The organism is Nocardioides deserti (genome assembly GCF_014266025.1).
Lineage (GTDB): Bacteria > Actinomycetota > Actinomycetes > Propionibacteriales > Nocardioidaceae > Nocardioides > Nocardioides deserti.
Genome location: NZ_JACMYC010000010.1, coordinates 59,660 through 83,996, shown reverse-complemented (window position 1 = coordinate 83,996; position 24,337 = coordinate 59,660). Strand labels below are relative to the sequence as shown.

Here is a 24,337-nt window from a genome sequence, read left to right as displayed (position 1 = left end):
GCTGCGCCGCGTGCCTCTCCACCTCCACTCCGCACCGCGGACCGACCGGCTCGCCGACGCGCTCGGCGAGCTGCTGTCGCGGCCGCTGGCGGACCCGTTCGCGGAGGAGGTCGTGGCCGTCCCCGCGAAGGGCGTGGAGCGCTGGCTGACCCAGCGGCTCTCCCACCGGCTCGGCACGTCGCCGGGCGGGTCGGACGGGGTCTGCGCCGGGGTGCGCTTCCTGAGCCCGCGCTCGCTGGTCGGGCTCCTGCTCGACCGCGACCGCGACGACGCCTGGGACCCCGACCGGCTGGTGTGGCCGCTGCTGGGCGTCATCGACGACAGCCTCGACGAGCCGTGGTGCGCGACGTTGGCGGCCCACCTCGGCCACGGCCTGGAGGGTGAGGAGGCCGTGCTGCGGCGCAACCGGCGCTGGTCGGTGGCGCGCCGGCTCGCCGGCCTCTACGCGTCGTACGCCGTGCAGCGGCCCACGCTCGTCGCCGACTGGCGGGCGGGGCGCGACACCGATGGCGCGGGCGGCCCGCTCGACGAGGACCTCCGCTGGCAGGCCGAGCTGTGGCGCCGGCTGCTGACCAGGGTGCCCGTCGACCCGCCGGACGTGCGGCACGAGCGGACGCTGGCGGCGCTGCGGGACGGCGGGCGCGGGCTCGACCTGCCCGACCGGCTGTCCCTCTTCGGCCACACGCGGCTCCCCGCCACCGAGGTCGAGCTGCTCGCGGCGCTGGGCGAGTCCCGCGAGGTCCACCTGTGGCTGCCGCAGCCGTCGCCGGGCCTGTGGCGGGCGCTCGCCGACGTCGGGGGCCCGGTGGTCCGGGCCGAGGACGACAGCACCGCCCGGGTGGCGCACCCGCTGCTGGCCTCCCTCGGCCGGGACACCCGCGAGCTGCGTCGGACGCTCGCACCGGTGCCGGCCGAGGAGCACGAGGACGCAGCGCCCGCAGAGGCGGCGACCACGCTGCTCGGGTGGCTCCAGCACGACCTGCGCGCCAACGCCGCCCCCGACGCCGCCACCCGCGAGGCCCGTCGACCGGCCGCCGGCGACCGCAGCGTCCAGGTGCACGCCTGCCACGGGCCGGCGAGGCAGGTCGACGTCCTTCGCGAGGCGCTCGTGGGGCTGCTCGCCGACGACCCGACGCTCGAGCCGCGCGACATCCTCGTGATGTGCCCCGACATCGAGACCTACGCGCCGCTGGTCTCCGCCGGGTTCGGCCTCGCCGACGTGGTCCCCGACGACCGCGGCCACCCGGCGCACCGGCTCCGCGTGCGGCTAGCCGACCGGGCCCTGACCAGCACCAATCCCCTCCTGTCGGTGGCGGCCCGCGTGGTGGAGCTCGCCGGCGGCCGGGTGCGGGCCAGCGAGGTGCTCGACCTGATGTCGGCGGAGCCGGTGCGGGCGCGGTTCCGGTTGACCGACGACGAGCTGGCCCGGGTGACCCGGTGGGTCGGCGACGCCGGCATCCGCTGGGGCCTGGACGCGGAGGGCCGGGCGGGCTTCGCGATGGACCGCTTCGAGCACAACACCTGGCGCGCCGGCCTCGACCGCCTGCTGCTCGGCGTCGTGATGAGCGGCGACGACCACCGCCACCTCGGCCGCGGGCTGCCGCTCGACGACGTCGGCAGCAGCGACATCGACCTCGTCGGCCGCTTCGCCGAGCTCATGTCACGGCTCGAGGACTGCCTGCGCGCCCTCGACGCGGCGGTGCAGGTGGGCGAGTGGATGGCCGCGCTCCACGACGGCGTGCGGGCGCTGACCGACGTGCCCCTCGAGGACGCCTGGCAGCTGCCGCAGCTCGAGCGCGAGCTGGCCCGGGCGGTGGAGTCCGCGGGCGACGGCGCGGACGTGCCGCTCCGGCTGGCCGACGTGCGCGCACTGCTGGAGTCCCGCCTGGCCGGCCGGCCGACACGTGCGAACTTCCGCACCGGCACGCTGACGGTCTGCACGATGGTGCCGATGCGCTCGGTGCCGCACCGGGTGGTGTGCTTGGTCGGCCTCGACGACGGCGACTTCCCGCGCAACGCCACCGTGGACGGCGACGACGTCCTGGCCCGCCGACCGCTGACGGGGGAGCGCGACCCCCGCAGCGAGGACCGTCAGCTGCTGCTCGACGCGGTGATGGCCGCGACCGAGACCCTGGTGGTGACCTACACCGGCGCCAACGAGCACTCCGGTGCCGCGCGGCCGCCGGCGGTCCCGCTGGGCGAGGTGCTCGACGCGCTCGACCGGACCGCGGCCGGTCCCGTGCGCGAGCAGGTGCTCGTTCGCCACCCGCTCCAGGCGTACGACGTGCGCAGCTTCGCCGACGGCGCGCTCGGCGTGCCCGGGCCCTTCGCGTTCGACGAGCCGGCCCTCGCCGGCGCCCGGGCGGTGATCGGCGAGCGCACCCCGCGCCCGGTGTTCCTGGCCGCGCCCCTGGCCGAGCGCGACACCGAGGACGTCGCGCTGGCCGACCTCCACGACTTCCTGCGTCACCCGGTCCGCGCGTTCCTGCGCCGGCGGCTCGACGTCGGGGCCCCGCGCTCCGCCGAGGAGGTCAGCGACGCGATCCCGGTCGACCTCGACGGGCTGCGGTCCTGGGAGGTCGGCGACCGGCTGCTGGGCGAGCTGCTCGCCGGCCAGGACGCCGCCTCGGTGATGACCGCCGAGCAGCTGCGTGGGTCGCTGCCCCCGGGACGGCTCGGCCACCAGAAGCTGTCCGAGGTCGCGCAGGAGTCCGAGAAGCTCTGGAACCGCACCGCCGAGCTGCGGGTCGGCGCGGCGCGCAGCATCGACGTCGACGTGCCGCTCGGCGACGGCCGCCGGCTCAGCGGCGTCGTGCAGCGCGTCCACGGCACCCGCGTGGTGTCGCTGAGCTACTCCCGGCTCAAGGCCAAGCAGCGGCTCGCGTCCTGGGTCGACCTGCTCGCGCTCAGCGCCGGCCGCCCGGACGAGCACTGGACCGCGCACGCGGTCGGCCGCGACAAGGCCGGCCCCAAGCGCGCGCTGGCCGGGCCGCTGGACCACCGGGCCGTCGACTGGCTGCGCCAGCTGGTCGAGCTGCGGGACCTCGGACTGACCCGGCCGCTGCCGGTCCCGGTGCTGACCGCCCACGCGTGGGCCGAGGCGCGGCTGCTCGAGCTGATGGGCAACGACCGGTCCCCGGAGCAGGCCGCCGAGCGGGAGTGGCGCACCGACCCGGGCGACAGCTGGGGCATCGAGCGCGAGGACGCCGACCCGCACCACGTGCGGGTGTGGGGCGAGCGCGCCCCGCTGTCGGACCTCCTCGACGCCGGCCTGGCGACGTACGCCTGGACGGTGTGGGAGCCGGTGCTCACCGTCGGGGAGAAGGTGGCCGCGCTGTGACCACTCCGACAACCACCCCGACGACCGGCCCGAAGGCCTTCGACATCCGCGACCCGTTGCCGACCGGCACCACGCTGCTCGAGGCGAGCGCCGGCACCGGCAAGACCTGGACCATCGGCGCGCTGGTGACGCGGTACGTCGCCGAGGGGGTCTGCTCGCTGGAGCGGATGCTCGTCGTCACCTTCGGCCGCGCGGCCAGCCAGGAGCTGCGCGAGCGCGTCCGGGCGCAGCTGGTCGAGGCCGAGCGCGCCCTCGCCGACGACCCGACGCTCGCGCCGCAGGAGCCCTCCGCCCTCATCGCGCTGCTGCTCGACTGCGACGAGGCCGAGCGGGCGCTGCGGCACCGGCGGGTGAGCGAGGCGCTGGCCGGGTTCGACGGGGCGACGATCGCGACGACCCACCAGTTCTGCTCGATGGTGCTCGGCTCGCTCGGCGTCGCCGGCGACACCGACGCCCGCGCCCGGCTGGTCGACGACCTCGACGAGCTGCTCGCCGAGGTCGTCGACGACCTCTACCTGCGAGCGTTCGCCTTCGCCGGGACGGAACCGACGTTCAGCCGGGCCGAGGCGATGGGCATCGCCCGCAAGGCGGTGGACGACCCGCAGGCCCGGCTCGAGCCGGCCGCCCAGGACCGCTCCACCCCCGCCGGCCGCCGCGTCGCGTTCGCACACGCCGTCCGCGCCGAGATGGAGCGCCGCAAGCGGCGGCTCGGCGTGCTGTCGTACGACGACCTGCTCGCCCAGCTCGCCGGCGCGCTCGAGCACCCGGCCGCGCCGGCGCGGGCCCGGATGCGGCAGCGGTGGAGCATCGTGCTGGTCGACGAGTTCCAGGACACCGACCCCGTGCAGTGGCAGGTCCTGGACCGCGCGTTCACCGGGCACGCGACGATGGTGCTCATCGGCGACCCGAAGCAGGCGATCTACGCCTTCCGCGGTGGCGACGTCACCACTTACCTCCAGGCCGCCGCGACCGCGACCACGACCAAGACGCTGCCGGTGAACTGGCGCAGCGACGAGCGGCTGCTCGCGTCGTTCCAGACGATGCTCCGGGGGGCCGAGCTGGGCGACCCCCGGATCGTCGTCCACGACGTCACCCACCACCACGACGGGTCGCGGCTCGAGGGTGCGCCGAGCACCGCGCCGTTCCGGCTCCGGGTGGTGCGCCGCGACCACGTCCGCCGGCGGGGCTCGGCCCCGCTCTACGTCTCCCAGGTCCGCCCGCACGTCGCTCGCGACCTCGCGCTCGACGTCCGGCGGCTGCTCGCCTCCGGCGCGACCTTCGAGGGACGTCCGCTGGAGCCGCGCGACGTCGCGGTCATCGCCTACCGCCACGCCGACCTCGCGGCCTGCCGCGCCGCCCTGCACGAGGTCGGCGTGCCGGCCGTCATCGCCGGCGGCGGCAGCGTCTTCGCGACCCCGGCCGCGACCGAGTGGCTCGAGCTGCTCGAGGCGCTCGAGCAGCCGCACCGCAGCACGCGGGTGCGGACGGCCGCGCTCACCTGCTTCTTCGGCCACACCGCCGCGGAGCTCGACGCCGGCGGCGACCGGCTCACCGACGAGGTGGCCGACACGCTGCGCTCGTGGGTCGAGGTGTTCACGCGCCGCGGGGTGGCCGCCGTGCTCGAGGCCGCGACCGTCGCCGGCCTGCCTGCCCGCGTGCTCGCCGAGGTCGGCGGCGAGCGGCGGCTCACCGACCTGCGCCACATCGGCGAGGCGCTGCACGAGGTCGCGCTGACCGAGCGGCTCGGCCTGGTCGCGATGCTCGCCTGGCTGCGCGGGCAGGTCGCCGACGCCGAGGAGGGTCGCGGCACCGAGCGCACCCGTCGCCTCGACTCCGACGCCGCGGCCGTGCAGCTGGTGACGATCCACGCGAGCAAGGGGCTGGAGTACCCCGTCGTCTACCTGCCCGCGCTCGCCGACCGGAACGTGCCGAAGCCGTCGACGCCGCTGTTCCACGACGCCGAGGGCACCCGGTGCCTCGCGGTCGGCGGGCCGGGCGGGGACGACTGGGACGACCACGTGCGCCGGTGGTCGGAGGAGGAGGCCGCCGAGCACCTCCGCCTGCTGTACGTCGCGCTGACCCGGGCCCGCTCCCAGGTCGTCGCCTGGTGGTCGCCGACCCGCAACACGCCGTGCTCGCCGCTGCACCGGATGCTGCTGGGCCGCCGGCCGGGCATGGCCGAGGTGCCGGCGGAGTTCCGCACGCTCACCGACGACGAGGCCGCGGACTTCCTCGCCCGCTGGCAGGCCGCGGGCGGACCGACCGTCGAGCCCGCCGACCACGCCGACCCGGGTGCCGACCCGGTGCGTCCGGAGCCGCCCGCCCTCGCCGTCCGCCGCTTCGACCGCGACGTCGACGTCGCGTGGCGCCGCACGTCGTACTCCGCGCTCACCCGGGTCGACGTCGTCGCCCTCCCCGGCCCCGGCGGCGTCACCAGCGAGCCCGAGACCGTCGCGAAGGAGGACGAGCCGGACGTGCCGGTGCCGGTCGCCGTCCCGGCGGAGCAGTCGATGCTCTCCCCGATGGCGGCCCTGCCGGTCGGCGCGACGTTCGGCTCGCTGGTCCACGCAGTGCTCGAGCACGCCGACCCCGACGCGCCGGACCTGCGCGAGGAGCTGCTCGGGCACGTGCGCGAGCAGCTCGTGCGCTGGCCGGTGCCGGTCGACGCCGAGGAGCTCGCCGACGCCCTGGTCGCGGTCTGCGACTCCCCGCTCGGCTCGGTGGGCGGCACCGTCGTGCCGACCACGCTGCGCGCGGTGCCGCTGCGCGACCGGCTGCGGGAGATGGAGTTCGAGCTGCCGCTCTCGGGTGGCGACCTCGCCGGCCCCGCCGGTCGGGAGGCGCGCCTGGCGGACCTGGCCCCACTGTTGCGGCGCCACCTGCCCGATGGCGACCCGGTCCGCGGGTACGCCGAGCAGCTCGACCAGCCCGCGCTCGGCGGGCAGAGCCTGCGCGGCTACCTCACCGGCTCGGTCGACGTGGTGCTGCGCCTGCGGGACGAGCAGGACCGGCCGCGCTACGTGGTGGTCGACTACAAGACCAACTGGCTCGGTCCGGTCGACGAGCCGCTGACCGCGCACGCCTACCGCCCCGAGGCCCTGGACGCCGCGATGGGTCACTCCGACTACCCGCTGCAGGCGCTGTTGTACGCCGCCGTGCTGCACCGGTTCCTGCGGTGGCGGCAGCCGGGCTACGACCCGGAGGTCCACCTCGGCGGGGTGCTCTACCTCTACCTGCGCGGCATGTGCGGCCCGGACACCCCGCTGGTCGACGGTCAGCCGTGCGGCGTCTTCACCTGGCGGCCGCCCGTGGCGCTGGTCGAGGCGCTCTCCGACCTCCTCGACGGCCGGGTGGCGCGGGAGGTGACCGCATGACCGAGCTGTTCGAGCCGGTCGGCGACCACGACCACCGGATCGCCCTCGCGGCGACCGGGGCGCTCGCGGACCTCAACCGCGCCGGCCTGCTCGAGGCCGGCGACCTGCACGTCGCCACGCGGGTCGCCGACCTCGCCGGCGGCACCGACGACGACGCGCTGCTCGCCCTCGCGCTGGCCGTCCGCGCTGTCCGGCACGGCTCCGTGGCCGTCGACCTGGCCACCGTGCCCGAGCTGGCTCCCGACCTCGCCCCGGGGGCCGGGTGGCCCGAGCCGGACGCCTGGCTGGCCGCCGTCGCCCGGTCCTCGCTGGTCGAGCAGGGGGCGCTGCGCGTCGAGCACGGGCTGGTCTACCTCGACCGCTACGCCCGCCTCGAGCATCAGGTGTGCGCCGACCTGGTGACGCGGTCGCGCCAGGAACCGCCGCCGGTCGACGAGGCCGCCCTGGCCGCGGCCCTCGCCCGCGTCGGCGGCCGGCTCAACGGCCAGCAGCGCGAGGCGGCCGAGCGCAGCGTGCGGCAGTGGACGACCGTGCTGACCGGCGGGCCCGGCACCGGCAAGACGACCACCGTCGCGCGGATCCTCGCGGTGCTCGCCGACCAGGCGGCCGCGCAGGACGCCGCGGCGGGTGGCGGCCGGCCGGGTGCGCCGGGTCGCCGGCTGTCGGTCGCGCTCAGCGCGCCGACCGGCAAGGCGGCGGCGCGGCTCCAGGAGGCGGTCGACGCCGAGCTGGCGACGCTGCCGGCCGAGGACCGCGACCGGCTCGCGGTCGAGTCGATGACGCTGCACCGGCTGCTGGGGTGGCGGGCCGACAACGCCACCCGCTTCCGGCACGACCGGACCAACCGGCTCACCCACGACGTGGTCGTCGTCGACGAGTCCTCGATGGTCGAGCTGACCCTGATGGCGCGGCTGCTCGAGGCGGTGCGACCGCAGGCGCGGCTGCTGCTCGTCGGCGACCCGCGGCAGCTCACCTCGGTCGGCGCGGGCGCGGTCCTCTCCGACCTGGTCGCCGGCCACGAGGGCGATCCGGCCACCCCGGTGGTGTCGCTGACCGAGAACTACCGCTCCACCGAGGACATCAAGACCCTGGCCGAGGCCCTGCGCACCGGCACCGCCGACGAGGTGCTGGCCGCGCTCCGGACGCCGTCGGAGGAGGTGGAGTACGTCGAGACCGACGACCCCGCGAGCGTGCTGCGCGCGGACACGCTGGCGTCCGCGCTCGCCGTCCGCCGGGCCGCCGAGCAGGGCGACGCCGCCGGCGCCGTACGCGCCCTCGACGAGCACCGGCTGCTGTGCGCGCACCGCGAGGGCCCCTACGGCGTACGCGTCTGGAACCGGCACGTCGAGCAGTGGCTCGGCGAGGCGCTCGGGCAGGACCTGCGGCAGGAGTGGTACGTCGGGCGCCCGCTGCTGGTGACCACCAACGACCACGCGCTCGAGGTCTACAACGGCGAGACCGGCGCGGTGGTGCTCGGTGCCGACGGCCGCGTCCGGGCCTGGATCTCCGGGTCACGGGGGCTCCAGGACTTCGCTCCCGGGCGGCTCGACGCCGTGGAGACGATGCACGCGATGACGATCCACAAGAGCCAGGGCAGCCAGGCCCGCCGGGTGACCGTGCTGCTGCCCGAGGAGGCGTCGCGGCTGCTGAGCCGCGAGCTGTTCTACACCGCGGTCACCCGGGCCCAGGAGCACGTGCGCGTGGTCGGCTCCGAGGCCGCGGTGCGGGCCGCGGTCGAGACCCGCGCCCAGCGTGCGACCGGGCTGCGGCAACGCCTCCAGGCGGCGCGCGCGGGTGGGTCCGACAGCGGGTCCGGGAACGGGTCCGGGACGTGACACGGGGAAACCGGCCGGCAACCTCGGCGCACTAGGGTCGCGACCATGCCCTTCCTGCTGCGCGTCGAGCTGCCCGACGTCCCCGGTTCGCTGGGGCGGCTGGCGACCGCGATCGGTGAGGCCGGCGGCGACATCGAGGCGATCGAGATCGTCGAGAAGCGCCACGACGGGACGGCGCTGGACGACGTCCTGCTGGAGATGTCCGGCGGGGCGATGCCCGACTCCGTGGTCTCGGCCTGCAACTCGATCGAGGGCGTCAGCGTGGTGTGGATCAGCCGGTACGCCGCCGGCGGCAACCTCGTGCTCGACCTCGAGGCCGTCGAGGAGCTGACCGCGACGCCCGCCGAGGCCGTCGACCGCTGCGTGGACCTGCTGCCGGTGACCTTCCGCGCCGACTGGGCCGCCCGGGTCCACCGCGCGCACGGCACCCGGCACCGCACCGAGGCCGCGCCGGACGAGCTGCCGTTCGTCGAGATCGAGCACACCGAGCGGCTCGAGGTCGAGGGCGACGACGTGACGATCTACGCCGCGACCCGCCTCGACGGCAACGAGATCATCGTGATCGGCCGCCGCGGCGGCCCGGAGTTCCTCGACTCCGAGCTGGCCCGGCTCGACCACCTCGTCGGGCTCGCCCAGACCATCGCCCGCGTCGGCTGACCCGGGCCCGGCCCACCACCGGGGTAGTAACGGACGAATCCGTCCTCCAGCGGGGTAGTCACGGACGTTTCTGACCGTTACTACCCCGACAGACGGTCCCGGGAAGCCTCGACGGTCCTGCCTCAGTCCTCGACGCGCTCGAGGAGGAAGACGGGGATCTCGCGGTCGGTCTTCTCCTGGTACTCCGCGTACGGCGCGTACTGGGCGACGCACCGGTCCCACCACTCCGCGCGCTCGGCGCCGGTGGCGACCCGGGCGCGGTAGAGGGCCGGCTCGGGGCCGTCCTGGAGCTGCACGACGGGGTGGGCGAGGAAGTTGGCGTACCAGCTGGGGTGCTCCGGGTCGCCGCCCTTCGAGGCGACGGCGGCGTACACCCCCTCGTGCTCGACCCGCATCACCGGGTTCTTGCGCAGCTTGCCGGACTTCGCGCCCTTCGAGGTGATGACCACGATCGGCCACTCCGGCTTGTCCATCAGCGTGTGCGCCTCACGCCCGCCGGTGCGCTCGTAGGTCTCGACCTGGTTCCGCACCCACTCGCTGGGGCTGGGCTCGTACTCACCGTCCAAGAGGTCCATGACCTACCGGAACCCATTTCGGCCCGGTCCTCTTCCTGGGCCTCGGCGCGCCGCGGCTAGGGTCGGTCGCCATGAGTGCGATCGACGGGGTGTCGGAGATCTTCGACGCCGAGCTGTGGGACGTCGTCCCCGGCTTCGAGGACCTGACCGACCTGACCTACCACCGGGCGAAGGGGCACGGCACCGTCCGCGTCGCGTTCGACCGCCCCGACGTGCTCAACGCGTTCCGCCCGCACACCGTCGACGAGCTGCTGCGGGTGCTCGAGCACGCCCGGACGAGCAGCGACGTCGGCTGCGTGCTGCTCACCGGCAACGGCCCCGGCGAGCGGCACGGGAAGTGGGCGTTCTGCACCGGCGGCGACCAGCGGATCCGTGGGCGCGCCGGATATCAGTACGCGGAGGGCGAGACCGCGGAGACCGTCGACAAGGCCAAGCTCGGTCGTCTGCACATCCTCGAGGTGCAGCGGCTGATCCGGTTCATGCCGAAGATCGTCATCTGCGTCGTCCCCGGCTGGACGGCCGGCGGCGGCCACAGCCTGCACGTGGTGTGCGACCTGACGCTGGCCAGCGCCGAGGAGGCGCGGTTCAAGCAGACCGACGCCGACGTGGGGTCGTTCGACGGCGGGTTCGGGTCGGCGTACCTCGCCCGCCAGGTCGGCCAGAAGCTCGCCCGCGAGATCTTCTTCCTCGGCCAGGAGTACTCCGCCGAGGACGGCGTCCGGATGGGCACGGTCAACCGCGCCGTGCCGCACGCCGAGCTCGAGGCGACCGCGCTGGAGTGGGGCCGGATCGTCAACGGCAAGAGCCCGACCGCGCAGCGGATGCTGAAGTACTCCTTCAACGCCATCGACGACGGCCTGGTCGGTCAGCAGCTCTTCGCCGGCGAGACCACCCGCCTGGCCTACATGACCGACGAGGCCCAGGAGGGTCGCGACCAGTTCCTCGAGAAGCGCGAGCCGGACTGGTCGGACTACCCCTGGTACTACTGAGCCGACCCGGGCACCGGCCGCCCGTGCGACGTCCCCTGCTCCGTGCCGCCGGGCTGGCCCCGGCGCTGCTGCTGGTCGCCTGCGGCGGCACCGCTACCGGGGACCTGTCGGCGGACGCGCTGGCCGACGAGGTGGCGGCGCTCTACCCGGCGGCTGGCGACGCCCGCGTCGACGTCCGTTGCGCCGGTCCGCTCTCCGGCGAGCTGGGTGCCACGCAGGACTGCCGGGTGGCGGTGCGCCGCGACGTCGTGACGGTCCGCGCGACCGTGACCGAGGAGTCCGACGAGGGCCCGATGTTCGAGACCGCGCCGGTCGTCCCGGCCGACCGGGTCGCCCGGACCGTGCTGCGCGCGCTGGTCGAGGACGAGTACGTCGTGGGCGAGGTCGCCTGCGAGGCCGAGCTGGTCGGCGTGGTCGGCGAGTCGGTGGCCTGCCGGGCCACGCCGCCGGACGGCGGGCGGCGTACCGACCTCACCGCGACCGTGCGCCGGGTCGAGGGGCTCGACGTGCGGATCCGGTACCGCCTCGTGGGTTGACCACCGCAGGACCGCCCCAGGTGACACACTCGCCGCATGGAGATGGAAGTGCTGTGAAGGTCGTCGTCCTGACCGGAGCCGGGATCTCCGCGGAGAGCGGGGTGCCGACCTTCCGCGACGCCGACGGGCTGTGGGAGGGGCACCGGGTCGAGGACGTCGCCACGCCCGAGGCGTACGACGCCCAGCCGTTCGTGGTGCACCGGTTCTACGACGCGCGGCGCAAGGCGCTGGCCGCGGTGGAGCCGAACGCCGCGCACCACGCGCTCGCCCGGCTCGAGGAGGCGCTCGGCGACGACCTGCTCGTCGTCACGCAGAACATCGACGACCTGCACGAGCGCGCCGGCTCCAGCCGCGTCCTCCACATGCACGGCGAGCTGCTGTCGGCGGTCTGCCGGTCCTGCCGCGGCCGCTCCCGCTGGGAGCGCGACCTCGTCGACCTGCCGCCCTGCCCGCGGTGCGGGACGCCGGACCTGCGGCCGGACGTGGTGTGGTTCGGCGAGATCCCCTACGAGATGGACCGGATCTACCTCGCCCTCGAGGCGGCCGACCTCTTCGTCTCCATCGGCACCTCCGGCGCGGTCTACCCCGCCGCCGGCTTCGTGCAGCAGGCCGCGGCGTACGGCGCCCGCACCCTCGAGCTGAACCTCCAGACCAGCGAGGTCACCACGCTCTTCGACGAGACCCGGCAGGGCCTCGCCGGCGAGCTCGTCCCCGCGTGGGTGGACGAGGTGCTCGTCAGGCGCTGAGGTCGGTCAGCCGAGCAGGACGCCCACGTGCGGGGGGAGCGACAGCGCGCCGCCGGGGAGCAGCTCGGCGCCGGTGGGGGTGGCGAAGAGGACGGCGAGGTCGGGGTCGACGGTGAGGTCGGCCGCCTCGTCGCCGAAGTTGACCGCCATCAGCGTGCCGGCGCGCGCCATCGTGAAGACGCGGGTGCCCTCGTCGGCGGTGCAGGAGACCGAGGTGAACGCGGGGTCGGTCAGCGCCGGCACCGTGCGCCGCAGCTCGGCCAGCCGGCGGTAGACGTCGAGCAGCACCGCGTGCCGACCGGACGAGAGCTCGGTCCAGTCGAGCTTGGAGCGGCGGAAGGTCTCGGGGTCCTGCGGGTCGGGGACGACCGAGGGGTCCCAACCCATCTTCGCGAACTCCGCGATCCGCCCCTCGGCAGTCGCCTTGCCGAGCTCCGGCTCGGGGTGGGAGGTGAAGAACTGGAACGGCGTCGACGCGGCCCAGTCCTCGCCCTGGAAGAGCATCGGCGTGAACGGGCCGGCGAGCGTCAGCAGCGCCGCGCAGGCGAGCTGGTCGTCGTCGAGCACCTCGGCGATCCGGTCGCCGACGGCGCGGTTGCCGATCTGGTCGTGGTTCTGGTTGGCGACGACGAGCCGCCACGTGGGCATGTGCTCGGTGTCGATCGGCACGCCGTGGTCGCTCTCGCGGAACGACGACCACGTCCCGTCGTGGAAGAAGCCCTTCTCGCACACCTTCGCCAGCGCCGACAGCGGCTCGAAGTCGGCGTAGTAGCCGGTCGTCTCCCGCGTCAGCGCCACGTGCACCGCGTGGTGGAAGTCGTCGCTCCACTGCGCGTCGAGCCCGTAGCCACCGGCCTCGCGCGGCGTGACCAGCTTCGGGTCGTTGAGGTCGGACTCGGCGATGAGCGTCAGCGGCCGTCGCAGGTGCGCCGACAGCGCGGCCACCTCGACCGCCATCTCCTCGAGCAGGTGCACCTCGGAGGAGTCCTCGAGCGCGTGCACGGCGTCGAGGCGCAGCGCGTCGACGTGGTAGTCGCGCAGCCACATCCCCACGTTGTCGAGGATGTAGCGGCGCACCTCCGCCGACCCCTCGCCGTCGAGGTTGAGCGAGTCGCCCCAGGTGTTGCGGCCGCTGGTCAGGTAGGGCCCGTAGACGGGCAGGTAGTTCCCGCTCGGACCGAGGTGGTTGTAGACGACGTCCTGCACGACGCCGAGGCCGGCCTGGTGGCAGGCGTCGACGAAGCGCTGGTACGCCGCCGGCCCGCCGTACTGCTCGGCGACGGTGTGCCACAGCACGCCGTCGTACCCCCAGTTGTGCGTGCCGTTGAAGCCGTTGACCGGCAGCAGCTCGACGAGGTCCACGCCGATCGAGCGCAGGTGCTCGAGCCTGCCGATCGCCGCGTCGAGCGTGCCCTCGGGGGTGAACGTGCCGAGGTGCAGCTCGTAGATCACCGACCCGGGCAGCTGCCGGCCGGTCCACGCCCCGTCGCCCCAGGTGTACGCCGTGGGGTCGTAGGTGCGGGACCGCTCGTGGACGCCCTGCGGCTGGCGGCGCGAGCGCGGGTCGGGCAGCACGGTGTCGGAGTCGTCGACGAGGTAGCCGTAGTCCACCTCGCCGCCCGCGGGCACCGGCTCGGCCGGCGTCCACCAGCCGCCGTCGCCGCGGACCATCTCGACGACCTCGGTGGCGTCGGCCGGCCCGAGGGCCAGCCGTACACGCGACGGCTTCGGGGCCCACAGGTCGAACGGGCCGCGGGGCTCGGGCATGTCAGTCCTCCTGGACGAGCAGGGCGACGGGGTAGGAGCCGAGCAGGTCGGCGACGCGGGCGGAGGCCGGCCGGTCGGCGACGACGACGTCGCGCCAGCGGCCGGGCGGGAGCTCGAGCTCGGTGTCGCCCCAGCCGCCGCGGGCGGTCAGGCCGACGGGCAGGCGGGTGACGACGGCGATCGCGCCCCCGCGGTCGTAGGCGAGGACGTGGTCGGCCGCGGTGCCGGAGGCCGGCACGGCGGCGTACGAGCCGAAGAGCTCGGGCCGCTCGCGGCGCAGGGTGAGCGCCGTGGTGACGACGCGGAGCTTGGCGGTGGCGGGGTCGTCGAGCGCCTCGCCGAGCGGCGACCAGTCGGCAGCGCGGAGCAGGGACGCGCGGGCGTCGAAGTCGACCGGCCGGCGGTTGTCGGGGTCGACGAGCGACTGCTCCCACAGCTCGCTGCCCTGGTAGACGTCGGGCACGCCGGGCAGCGTGATCGACAGCAGCTTCGCCGACAACGCGTTGACCCAGCCGGGTCCGACGACGTGCGGGAGGAGGTCCTCGATCGTGGCGCGGACGTCGTCGCGGTCGAAGGCGGCGTCGACGGCGGCGTGGACGGCAGCCTCGTACGCCTCGTCCGGGTCGGTCCAGGTGGTCCGGTCGCCGGCCTCGCGCATCGCCTTCTCGGCGTACCCGTGGAGGCGGGAGCGGAGGTCGGGGTCGGACGGCAGCCAGGCGCCGATCACGGCCTGCCACAGCAGCGACGCGAAGCCCGGGTCGGGCAGCGGCACCAGGTCGAGCAGCCGGTCGAGCGTGCGCTCCCACTCCGCCGGCACCTCCGACAGCGCGGTGATCCGCGCGCGGACGTCCTCGCCGCGCTTGGTGTCGTGGGTGGACAGCGTCGTCATCGCGTGCGGCCAGCGGCCCTGGCGGACGGTCATGTGCTCGTGGAACGTCGCCGGGTCGAGCGAGAAGACGCTCGGGTCGCCGCCGACCTCGTTGAGCGAGGTGAGCCGGGAGTAGCGGTAGAACGCGCAGTCCTCGACGCCCTTGGCCATGACCATGCCGCTGGTCTGCTGGAAGCGGCGGGCCGGCGGGGTCCACGGGTCGCTGAGCACCGGCAGCAGCACGTCGAACGTCGACGCCAGGTCGGGCCGTCCCTCTCGCGCGGCCGCGAAGGCCTGGTCGAGGTGCTCGCGGCCCTCGGGCAGGTAGGAGCGGTAGACCGGGAAGCAGGCCAGCAGCTCCGCGACCGCGTCGACGACGCGGTCGGTCGTGGTGTCGGGGCCGGCGGGGAGGATCCGGCGGACCTCGCGGGTGATCCGGCGGACCTCGCTGTTGAGGATGCCGTCGGCGACCTCGCGCTTGGTGCCGTGAATCATCCGGTGCCAGTCGACCGGCCCGCCCCGCAGCCGTGCCTCGAGCGTGTCGAGCGGCTCCTGCGCGGCGGGGTCGGTGAGGACACGGTCGACGTGGGCGAGCACGTCGTACCCCGTGGTGCCGGCGGTCGCCCACGTCTCGGGCAGCTCCTCGCCGGGCTCGAGGATCTTCTCGACGAGCACGTAGGCGCCGCCGGTGAGCTCGGCGAGGTCGTCGAGGTAGCGCTTGGGGTCGCGCAGGCCGTCAGGGTGGTCGACTCGGAGGCCGTCGACGAGGCCCTCCTCGAACCAGCGCCGCACCTCCTTGTGCGACTCGGCGAAGACCTCGGGGTCCTCCACGCGGACTGCGGCGAGGGTGTTGACGGCGAAGAACCGCCGGTAGTTCAGCCCCTCGTCGGCGACCTGCCAGTGCACGAGCTCGTAGTGCTGGCGGGCGTGGACGTCGTTCGCGTCGTCGCCCTCGGACCACGTGCCGGGCGCCACCGGGTAGTGGTTGTCGTGGTACAGCAGCTCGCCGCCGTCGGGGGTGTCCACGACGCGCAGGTTCGCGATCGTGCCGGACTCGTCGAGGTCGTCGTCGCCGATGACCGGGATCCGGATCCGGCCGTCCCCGGCCGCCCACTCGATGTCGAACGCCGTGGCGTGCTCGGACTCGCGCCCGTGCTTGAGGACGTCCCACCACCAGGTGTCCTCCGAGGGCGCCGCGACGCCGACGTGGTTGGGCACGATGTCGACGAGCACGCCCATGCCGAGCCGCCGGGCCTCCGCCGACAGCGCGGCCAGCCCCTCCTCGCCGCCGCGGGCCGGGTCGATCCGGTCGTGCGCCACGACGTCGTACCCGTGGGTGCTGCCCTCCTCCGCGGCCAGGAGCGGGGAGAGGTAGACCCAGTCGACGCCGAGGTCACGCAGGTACGGCAGCCGACGGGCCGCCTCGAACAGGTCGAAGTCCTCGCTGACCTGGAGCCGGTAGGTGCTGACCGGCACCCGCTGGCCGTCGGCGGGACCGGCGTCGCGGTGCCTGCCCCCCGTGCCTCCGGTGCCTTCCGCCATGGTCACTCCTGCTCGCTCTCGATCAGCGCGGCGACCGACGCCGCGACGGACGTGTCGACCTCGGCCTCGGGTGCGGCGTGCTGGCGGAGCACGACCATGCTGTGCGTCTCGAGCGGGAAGGTGGCGCCCGGCTCGAGCCCGGTGGGCAGGCCGTCGGCGCCCGGGTCGTGGCCGGTGTCGACGACGACGTCCCAGCCGGCGGCGTACTCGTCGGGCGGGAGGGTCACCTCGGTCGGGCCGTCGGCGTTGAAGTAGAGCAGGAAGTGGTCGTCGACGATGCGCTGCCCGCGCTCGTCCTTGCCGGCGATGCCGTCGCCGTTGAGGTACATGCCGATGACCTGCTCGCCGCCCCCGTTGGAGTGGTCCCAGTCGCCGTCCTCCATCGGCCGCCCCTCGGGGTGCAGCCACACGATGTCGTTGAGCCGCTCGCCGTCACCGGTGCGCACCTCGTTGCCGGTGAAGAAGCGCTTGCGGCGGAACGTCGGGTGGTCGCGGCGCAGCTGCGAGATCGCGGCGGTGAACTCCAGCAGCGCGGTGTCGGCGCGGTCCCAGTGCATCCAGGCGATCTCGGAGTCCTGCGCGTAGGTGTTGTTGTTGCCGTCCTGGGTGCGGCTCATCTCGTCGCCGTGCAGCAGCATCGGCACGCCCTGGCTGAGCAGCAGCGTGGCGATGAAGTTGCGCTGCTCGCGCGCCCGGGCGGTGAGGATCTCCGGGTCGTCGGTCGGGCCCTCCGCGCCGTGGTTCCAGGAGCGGTTGTGGCTCTCGCCGTCGTTGCCGTCCTCGCCGTTGGAGTCGTTGTGCTTCTCGTTGTAGGACACCAGGTCGCGCAGCGTGAACCCGTCGTGGGCGGTGACGAAGTTGATGCTGGCGAACGGCCGGCGGCCGGAGTGCTCGTAGAGGTCCGAGGAGCCGGCCAGCCGGCTGGCGAACTCGCCGAGCGCCGGCTCGCCGCGCCAGAAGTCGCGGACCGTGTCGCGGTAGGCGCCGTTCCACTCGGTCCACTGCGGCGGGAAGCCGCCGACCTGGTAGCCGCCGGGGCCGATGTCCCACGGCTCGGCGATCAGCTTGACCTGGGAGACGACCGGGTCCTGCTGGACGAGCTCGAAGAACGTCGCCAGCCGGTCGACCTCGTAGAACTCCCGCGCCAGGGTCGAGGCCAGGTCGAAGCGGAACCCGTCGACGTGCATCTCGGTCACCCAGTAGCGCAGCGAGTCCATGATCAGCTGCAGCGAGTGCGGGTGGCCGACGTTGAGGCTGTTGCCGGTGCCGGTGTAGTCCATGTAGTAGCGCTTGTCGTCGTCGACGAGGCGGTAGTACGCCTGGTTGTCGATGCCGCGGAAGCTCAGGGTCGGGCCCATGTGGTTGCCCTCGGCGGTGTGGTTGTAGACCACGTCGAGGATGACCTCGATGCCCGCGGCGTGCATCGCCTTGACCATCGACTTGAACTCCTGGACCTGCTGACCCGGTTCGCGCGTCGCGGCGTAGTCGGCGTGCGGGGCGAGGAAGCCCAGGGTGTTGTAGCCCCAGTAGTTGCGCAGCCCCTTCTCCAGCAGCGTGCTGTCCTGGACGAACTGGTGCACCGGCATCAGCTCGATCGCGGTCACGCCGAGCTTGGTCAGGTGCTCGGTGATCGCGGGGTGCGCGAGGCCGGCGTACGTCCCGCGCTGCGCCTCGGGCACGTCGGGGTGCAGCTGGGTCAGGCCCTTGACGTGCGCCTCGTAGATGAAGCTCTCGTTGTAGGGGATGCCGAGCGGGCGGTCGCCCTCCCAGTCGAAGAACGGGTTGATCACCACGCCCTTGGTCATGTGAGCCGCGGAGTCCTGGTCGTTGCGGGAGTCCGGGTCGCCGAAGTCGTAGCCGAAGAGCGCCTGGTCCCAGTCGATGTCGCCGCTGGTGGCCTTGGCGTAGGGGTCGAGCAACAGCTTGTTGGGGTTGCAGCGCTGGCCCTGGGCGGGGTCGTAGGGGCCGTGCACGCGGTACCCGTAGCGCTGGCCCGGCTGGACCGACGGCAGGTAGCAGTGCCAGACGAACGCGTCGACCTCGGTGACGTCGATGCGCGTCTCGGTGCCGTCCTCGTCGAAGAGGCAGAGCTCGACGCGCTCGGCGGCCTCGCTGAACAGGGCGAAGTTCGTGCCGGTGCCGTCGAACGTCGCACCCAGGGGGTACGGCTGGCCGGGCCAGACCTCGGTCGTGGTCTCGGTCATGGTGGTGCCCTTCGGTGCGGTGAGTGGTGACTTTGGATCGATCGAATCCACGGGCGCGCAGGACCTGCCCCCGGGCGCTCCCGTTACCCACTCCGCCCACCGGACACCCTTCACCTCTGCGGGTGTGCTACCCGCGAGTAGGATCAGCGCCATGAAGCGCGACATCTACGACGAGGACCACGAGGCGTTCCGCGGCTCGGTCCGGGAGTTCCTCGAGCGGTCGGTCATCCCCCACGTCGAGGAGCACGCCGAGGCCAAGGCGATCCCGCGGGACTTCTGGATCGAGGCCGGCAAGCAGGGCTTCCTGGGCCTGGAGATCCCCGAGGAGCACGGCGGCGCCGGCGCCGGCGACTACCGGTTCAACGCCGTCATCGCCGAGGAGCTGTCGAAGGTCAACGCCGCGCTGGGGTCGTGCTGGGGCATCCACGCCGACATCACCGCGCCGTACCTCGTCGAGCTCGGCACCGAGGAGCAGAAGCAGCGCTGGCTGCCCGGCGTCGCCTCCGGCGAGATCCTGCTGGCGATCGGCATGACCGAGCCCTCCGGCGGCTCGGACCTCGCCGCGCTGAAGACCACCGCGGTCCGCGACGGCGACGACTGGGTCATCAACGGCTCGAAGACCTTCATCACCAACGGCTACTCCGCCGACCTGGTCATCACCGCGGTCCGCACCAGCCCGGAGAAGAAGGCGCGCGGCATCACGCTGTTCGCGATCCCGGCGACCGCCGAGGGCTTCAGCCGCGGCCGCAAGCTCGACAAGGTCGGCCAGCCCGAGTCCGACACCGCGGAGCTGTTCTTCGAGAACGTCCGCCTCTCCGACGACCACATCGTCGGCGAGCTCGACATGGGCTTCATCCACATGATGCAGAAGCTCCCGCAGGAGCGGCTCGGCTGCGCGATCTCCAACCTCGCGCACGCCAAGCAGATCTTCGACGAGACGGTGGCCTACACCAAGGAGCGCACCGCCTTCGGCGCCCCGGTCGGCACCTTCCAGCACAACAAGTTCCTCATGGCCGACATCGACACCCAGCTCGATGTCAGCCAGGCCTTCATCGACCGCTGCGTCGAGATGCACGACAAGGGCGAGCTGACCCCCGTCGACGCGGCCAAGGCGAAGCTGTGGACCTCCGAGATCCAGAACCGGATCCTCGACCACTGCGTCCAGCTGCACGGCGGCTACGGCTTCATGAACGAGTACCGCGTCGCCCGTGCCTGGCGCGACGCTCGCGTCTCGCGCATCTGGGCCGGCTCGAACGAGATCATGAAGGAGCTCATCGGCCGCGACCTCGGCCTCTGAGCGGTTCTCCCACCGGCGTCGGGTGAGGGGTCCGGCACCTGCTGGCCCCTCACCTACGCTCGGGGCATGACTGGCGTCGCGATCGCGCACAACCCGGGGAAGAGCCGCTACGAAGCCACGGTGGACGGTGAGGCGGCCGGCTTCGCGGAGTACCAGCTCACCGACGAGATCATCGTCTTCACCCACACCGAGGTGGACCGACGCTTCGAGGGCCGCGGCGTGGGTTCCGCGCTGGCGCGCGCAGCGCTCGACGCCGTGCGCGCGGAAGGCGTGCGACAGGTGCTGCCGATCTGCCCCTTCATCAAGGGCTGGATGGCCCGACACCCTGACTACCACGGCCTGATGTACGGCGCCCCGCGCTCGACCGCCGTCGACTGACCGGGCTCAGGCGTCGGGCGGGGAGCCGAGCCGGCGCAGCGAGTCGATGAGCTCGGAGGCCGGCACCGAGCCGGGCGCGCCGCGCAGCGACTGCACGACGCCGTCGTCGAGCGGGTCGAGCCCGCGGACCTCCTGGTGCAGCCGCTCCATCGTGGCGTCGAGGGCGTACGCCGTGTCCGCGGCCTCCTTGAGGCCGGCGAGGAGGTCGGCGGGGACGTCGCGACGGTACTTGTAGTAGATCTTGTGCTCGAGGCTCGCCCAGAAGTCCATCGCGATGGTGCGGAACTGCACCTCGACCACCACCGGCACCGACCCGCCGGAGAGGAACACCGGCACCTCGACGAGCGCGTGCAGGCTGCGGTAGCCGTTCGGCTTCGGGCTGGCGATGTAGTCGCGCAGCTCGAGCGTCGTGACGTCCGGCTGGGCCATGAGCAGGTCGACGACGTGGTAGACGTCGGAGACGAAGCTGCAGGTCACGCGCACGCCGGCGACGTCGGTGATCTCCTCGCGCACCCGCGACAGCGGGTCGGGGCCGTCGAGCTCGATGCCCCGGCGCTCCATCTTCTCCAGCAGGCTCTCGGGCGACTTCAGCCGCGAGCTGACCGCCTCGATCGGGTTGTAGTCGTGCAGGTGGGCGAACTCGTCGCGCAGGATCGACAGCTTGGTGACGACCTCGTCCATGCCGAAGCGGTGCTCGAGCAGGAACCGCCGGACGACGTCGTCCCAGTCCCCCTCGTTCACGCCCCACAACGTACGCGGAGGGGGAGGGCGGACCGAGATCGGCCTAGGGTCGCAGTGTGCGCCTGTTCGCCGCCCTCGTGCCGCCGGAGGATGCCGTCGAGCACCTCGACGAGTTCCTGGCGCCGCGTCGGGAGGCGGGTGCGTTCCGCTGGGCCGCGGCCGAGCAGCTCCACCTGACGCTCGCCTTCTACGCCGACGTCGCGGACCGCTCGCTCGACGAGCTGGTGGAGCGGGTGGGGACGGCCGCCCGGCGGCGTACTCCCTTCGGGGTGCGGGTGGCGGGCGGCGGCGCGTTCCCCGACGTCGCCCGCGCGCGGGTGCTGTGGGCCGGCCTCGAGACCGACGAGGCCGGCGCGGTCGAGCTCGAGCGGCTCGCGACGGGGTGCCGCGCGGCGGCCAGCCGGAGCGGGGTGGAGGTCGACGGGCAGCGGTTCCGCCCGCACGTGACCGTGGCGCGGCTCGGCCGGCCGGCGGAGGCGACGCGGTGGGTGCGGCTGCTCGACGCGTACGCCGGCCCGACCTGGACCGCGGACCGGGTCACGCTCCTCGCTTCGTACCTCGGTGAGGGGCCGCGCCGCCGGCCGCGGTACGAACCGCTCGCCGAGCTCCCGCTCGCGGGGGTCGAGCTGGGCTAGGTTGCCCAGCGTGAGGCAGGTCACGTGAGGGTCGCGGTGGTCCGCGAGACGCGGGAGGGCGAGACACGGGTCGCGCTCGTGCCCGACCTCGTGCCCGCCCTGGTCTCCGCCGGCCACGAGGTGCTCGTCGAGCCGGGCGCCGGCCTCGGGGCGCTCCACGCCGACGAGGAGTACGCCGCCGCCGGCGCCGCCCTCGACGAGCGGGCGCTCGAGGAGGCCGACCTGGTGCTCGCGGTCCAGCCGCTCGACGTGGCGAGCGCCCGCCGGCTGCGGCGGGGCGCGGCGACGGTCTCGTTCCTCGCGCCGGGCCAGGAGCTCGCGCTCGTGGCGGACCTGCGCGACCTGGGCGTGACGGCGTACGCGATGGAACTCGTGCCGCGCATCTCGCGGGCGCAGGCGATGGACGCGCTGTCGTCGCAGTCGCTGGTGTCGGGCTACCGGTGCGCGGTGGTGTGCGCTGGGTTGCTGCGGAGGTTCTTCCCGCTCAACATGACCGCCGCCGGCACGGTCCCGCCGGCGCAGGTGGTCGTGCTCGGCGCGGGTGTCGCGGGGCTGCAGGCGATCGCGACGGCCCGGCGGCTGGGCGCGGTGGTCAAGGCCTACGACGTGCGGGCCGCGGCTGCGGAGGAGATCCGGTCGATGGGCGCGCAGGCGATCGAGCTGGACCTGCCGACGCTCGAGGGCGCGGGCGGGTACGCCCGGGAGATGTCGGAGGAGCGGTCCGCGCTGCAGCGCGAGCTGCTGGCGCCGTACGTCGCGGCGGCCGACGGCCTGATCACGACCGCCGCGGTGCCCGGGCGGACCGCTCCGGTGCTCGTGACGGCGGCGATGGTCGAGGCGATGCGGCCCGGGTCGGTGGTCGTCGACCTGGCGGCCGACAGCGGCGGCAACGTCGAGGGGTCGGTGCCCGGCGAGGTGGTCCGCATCGGGCACGCGCAGGTCTGGGGCGGGCGCAACGTGCCGGCGCAGATGCCGGGCCCGGCCTCGCGGCTCTACGCCCAGAACGTCGTCAGCCTCGTCCAGCTGCTCACCGCCGACGGCACCCTCGAGCCCGACCTCGACGACGAGGTCCTCGACGCCTGCTGCGTCACCCACGACGGCGTCGTGCGGCACGCGCCGACCCGCGAGCTGCTGGAGGGGGTCCGATGAGCGAGGCCGTCGTCTGGCTGACGATCTTCGTGCTGTCCGTCTTCGTCGGCGTCGAGGTGATCTCCAAGGTCTCCTCGACGCTGCACACCCCGCTCATGTCCGGCGCGAACGCCATCCACGGGATCATCCTGCTCGGCGCCGTGCTCGTCACCGGCACCGCCGACTCGACGCTGACCCTCGTCGTCGGCCTGGTCGCCACGGTGCTGGCCACCGTCAACATGGTCGGCGGGTTCGTGGTGACCGACCGGATGCTGCAGATGTTCTCCCGCAAGCCGGCCCGCCGCCCGCGGGGTGACGGCTCGTGACCCCCACCGTGACCTCCACCCTGGCCCCCACGTGGGTGCAGCTGGTCTACCTCGCCTGCGCGGTCTGCTTCGTCCTCGCGCTCAAGGGCCTGGCCGGCCCGCGCACCGCCCGGGTGGGCAACCTCGTCGGCGCCACGGCCGCCGTCGTCGCGGTGGCCGTGCCGTTCACCTACCTCGACCTCGACCACGTCGCACTGATCCTCGTCGCGATCGCCGTCGGCAGCGTGGTGGGTGCGCTCGGCGCGCAGCGGGTGCAGATGACGCAGATGCCGCAGCTGGTCGCGCTCTTCAACGGCGTGGGCGGCGGTGCCGCCGCGCTGGTCGCGCTGCTCGAGCTCGACCACCTCGGCCCGGGGACACCGGCCTTCGACGTGGGCGCGACCGCGTTCACGGTGGCGGTCGGCGCGGTGTCGTTCGCGGGTTCGGTCGTCACCTTCGCCAAGCTCCAGGAGCTGATGACCTCGCGGCCGGTGGTGTTCCCCGGCCTGCCGCTGGCTGCCGGCGCGGCCCTGCTGGCGGCGCTGGTGCTCGCCGGGCTGGTCGTCGCGGAGGTCGCGGTCGGCTGGGCGGTCGCGCTGGCCCTCGTCGGGCTGGCGGTGGGCGTCCTGCTCGTGCTGCCGGTCGGCGGCGCCGACGTACCCATCGTCATCTCGCTGCTCAACGCGCTCACCGGCCTCACGGTCGCCGCCGGCGGCTACGTGCTCGGCAACGTCGTGCTGCTCGTCGCAGGCACGCTGGTCGGCGCGGCCGGCACGTTCCTGACCCTGCTCATGGCTCGTGCGATGGGCCGCTCGGTCGCCCACATCCTCTTCGGCGCGCTGCGCGGCGGGTCGACCCTCGGCGCCGGTGAGGCCTCCGACCGACCGGTGCGCAGCGCCGGGCCGGAGGACGTCGCGATCCTGCTGGGGTACGCCGAGCGGGTCGTCGTCGTGCCCGGCTACGGGCTCGCGGTGGCCCAGGCCCAGCACACGCTCCGCGAGCTCGTCGAGGTCCTGGCCGCGCGCGGGGCGCGGGTCGACTACGCGATCCACCCCGTGGCCGGGCGGATGCCCGGCCACATGAACGTGCTGCTCGCCGAGGCGCAGGTGCCCTACGACCAGCTGGTCGAGATGGACGACATCAACCCCGAGCTGCCGCACACCGACGTCGTGCTGGTCGTCGGCGCGAACGACGTCGTCAACCCGGCCGCACGCACGACCCCGTCGGCGCCGATCTACGGCATGCCGATCCTCGACGTCGACCGGGCCCGGCAGGTGGTCTTCCTCAAGCGGTCGATGCGCCCCGGCTTCGCCGGCATCGAGAACGAGCTGCTCTTCGACCCCCGCACCACGCTGCTCTTCGGCGACGCCAAGGAGTCGCTCGCCAAGCTGCTGGCGGCGGTCAAGTCGCTCTAGCCGGT

Annotated in this window: 18 protein-coding genes; 13 read left to right on the top strand and 5 right to left on the bottom strand. The window is 73.9% G+C overall.

The window, feature by feature from the left end:
• Nucleotides 1-10: 10 nt before the first annotated feature.
• From recC to H7344_RS15775, 4 genes are read left to right on the top strand one after another with little or no spacing between them, the layout of a single operon-like run.
• Nucleotides 11-3,340: an exodeoxyribonuclease V subunit gamma gene (recC, locus tag H7344_RS15790; RefSeq protein ID WP_186346960.1), complete on the top strand. Its 3,330-nt coding sequence runs from the start codon at nt 11-13 to the stop codon at nt 3,338-3,340.
• Nucleotides 3,337-6,714, top strand: coding sequence for a UvrD-helicase domain-containing protein (locus H7344_RS15785; protein ID WP_186346959.1), 3,378 nt, complete (start codon nt 3,337-3,339; stop codon nt 6,712-6,714). Before recC ends, H7344_RS15785 begins: the two co-directional genes overlap by 4 nt.
• Nucleotides 6,711-8,549, top strand: coding sequence for an exodeoxyribonuclease V subunit alpha (gene recD / locus H7344_RS15780; protein WP_186346958.1), 1,839 nt, complete (start codon nt 6,711-6,713; stop codon nt 8,547-8,549). Before H7344_RS15785 ends, recD begins: the two co-directional genes overlap by 4 nt.
• A 45-nt stretch (nt 8,550-8,594) precedes the next feature.
• Nucleotides 8,595-9,206, top strand: a complete 612-nt coding sequence (locus H7344_RS15775; RefSeq protein ID WP_186346957.1) for an ACT domain-containing protein — start codon at nt 8,595-8,597, stop codon at nt 9,204-9,206.
• A gap of 122 nt (nt 9,207-9,328) precedes the next feature.
• Here the strand turns inward: H7344_RS15775 and H7344_RS15770 are convergent, their stop codons facing one another.
• Nucleotides 9,329-9,781 carry a nitroreductase family deazaflavin-dependent oxidoreductase gene (locus tag H7344_RS15770; RefSeq protein ID WP_186346956.1) on the bottom strand — a complete coding sequence of 151 codons (453 nt, stop codon included), beginning with the start codon at nt 9,779-9,781 and terminating at the stop codon, nt 9,329-9,331.
• Nucleotides 9,782-9,852: 71 nt separating this feature from the next.
• On the opposite strand from H7344_RS15770, the gene H7344_RS15765 reads away from it, so the two are divergent.
• From H7344_RS15765 to H7344_RS15755, 3 genes are read left to right on the top strand one after another with little or no spacing between them, the layout of a single operon-like run.
• A complete protein-coding gene (locus H7344_RS15765) occupies nt 9,853-10,770 on the top strand; it encodes a 1,4-dihydroxy-2-naphthoyl-CoA synthase (protein ID WP_186346955.1) in 918 nt (305 codons plus the stop codon).
• 23 nt (nt 10,771-10,793) lie between these two features.
• On the top strand, nt 10,794-11,306 hold the full coding sequence (locus H7344_RS15760; RefSeq protein WP_186346954.1) for a DUF4333 domain-containing protein: 513 nt from the start codon (nt 10,794-10,796) through the stop codon (nt 11,304-11,306).
• A gap of 53 nt (nt 11,307-11,359) precedes the next feature.
• On the top strand, nt 11,360-12,052 hold the full coding sequence (locus H7344_RS15755) for an NAD-dependent deacylase (protein WP_186346953.1): 693 nt from the start codon (nt 11,360-11,362) through the stop codon (nt 12,050-12,052).
• A 6-nt stretch (nt 12,053-12,058) separates the two neighbouring features.
• On the opposite strand, the gene treZ is transcribed toward H7344_RS15755, so the two are convergent.
• From treZ to glgX, 3 genes are read right to left on the bottom strand one after another with little or no spacing between them, the layout of a single operon-like run.
• Nucleotides 12,059-13,819 carry a malto-oligosyltrehalose trehalohydrolase gene (gene treZ, locus H7344_RS15750; protein ID WP_186346952.1) on the bottom strand — a complete coding sequence of 587 codons (1,761 nt, stop codon included), beginning with the start codon at nt 13,817-13,819 and terminating at the stop codon, nt 12,059-12,061.
• A 1-nt stretch (nt 13,820) separates the two neighbouring features.
• A complete protein-coding gene (treY, locus tag H7344_RS15745; protein WP_186346951.1) occupies nt 13,821-16,229 on the bottom strand; it encodes a malto-oligosyltrehalose synthase in 2,409 nt (802 codons plus the stop codon).
• 2 nt (nt 16,230-16,231) lie between these two features.
• Nucleotides 16,232-18,433: a glycogen debranching protein GlgX gene (glgX, locus tag H7344_RS15740; protein WP_186346950.1), complete on the bottom strand. Its 2,202-nt coding sequence runs from the start codon at nt 18,431-18,433 to the stop codon at nt 16,232-16,234.
• Between the two features lie 151 nt (nt 18,434-18,584).
• On the opposite strand from glgX, the gene H7344_RS15735 reads away from it, so the two are divergent.
• Complete coding sequence (locus tag H7344_RS15735) at nt 18,585-19,730, top strand: acyl-CoA dehydrogenase family protein (protein ID WP_186346949.1); 1,146 nt, start codon at nt 18,585-18,587, stop codon at nt 19,728-19,730.
• A gap of 66 nt (nt 19,731-19,796) precedes the next feature.
• Entirely contained in the window at nt 19,797-20,108 is a 312-nt protein-coding gene (locus tag H7344_RS15730; RefSeq protein WP_186346948.1) for a GNAT family N-acetyltransferase, read from the top strand.
• A 6-nt stretch (nt 20,109-20,114) separates the two neighbouring features.
• Here the strand turns inward: H7344_RS15730 and H7344_RS15725 are convergent, their stop codons facing one another.
• The gene (locus tag H7344_RS15725; protein WP_229706980.1) at nt 20,115-20,849 is read right to left on the bottom strand and encodes a GTP pyrophosphokinase; all 735 of its coding nucleotides are present in this window, start codon (nt 20,847-20,849) and stop codon (nt 20,115-20,117) included.
• A 56-nt stretch (nt 20,850-20,905) separates the two neighbouring features.
• On the opposite strand from H7344_RS15725, the gene thpR reads away from it, so the two are divergent.
• Genes thpR through H7344_RS15705 form a run of 4 tightly spaced genes read left to right on the top strand, consistent with a single transcriptional unit; the run spans nt 20,906 to nt 24,332 of the window.
• The gene (gene thpR / locus H7344_RS15720; protein WP_186346947.1) at nt 20,906-21,484 is read left to right on the top strand and encodes an RNA 2',3'-cyclic phosphodiesterase; all 579 of its coding nucleotides are present in this window, start codon (nt 20,906-20,908) and stop codon (nt 21,482-21,484) included.
• 24 nt (nt 21,485-21,508) lie between these two features.
• The gene (locus H7344_RS15715; RefSeq protein WP_186346946.1) at nt 21,509-22,633 is read left to right on the top strand and encodes an NAD(P) transhydrogenase subunit alpha; all 1,125 of its coding nucleotides are present in this window, start codon (nt 21,509-21,511) and stop codon (nt 22,631-22,633) included.
• Nucleotides 22,630-22,938, top strand: coding sequence for an NAD(P) transhydrogenase subunit alpha (locus H7344_RS15710; RefSeq protein WP_186346945.1), 309 nt, complete (start codon nt 22,630-22,632; stop codon nt 22,936-22,938). Before H7344_RS15715 ends, H7344_RS15710 begins: the two co-directional genes overlap by 4 nt.
• Nucleotides 22,935-24,332, top strand: a complete 1,398-nt coding sequence (locus tag H7344_RS15705) for an NAD(P)(+) transhydrogenase (Re/Si-specific) subunit beta (RefSeq protein ID WP_229706979.1) — start codon at nt 22,935-22,937, stop codon at nt 24,330-24,332. Before H7344_RS15710 ends, H7344_RS15705 begins: the two co-directional genes overlap by 4 nt.
• Nucleotides 24,333-24,337: the final 5 nt, after the last annotated feature.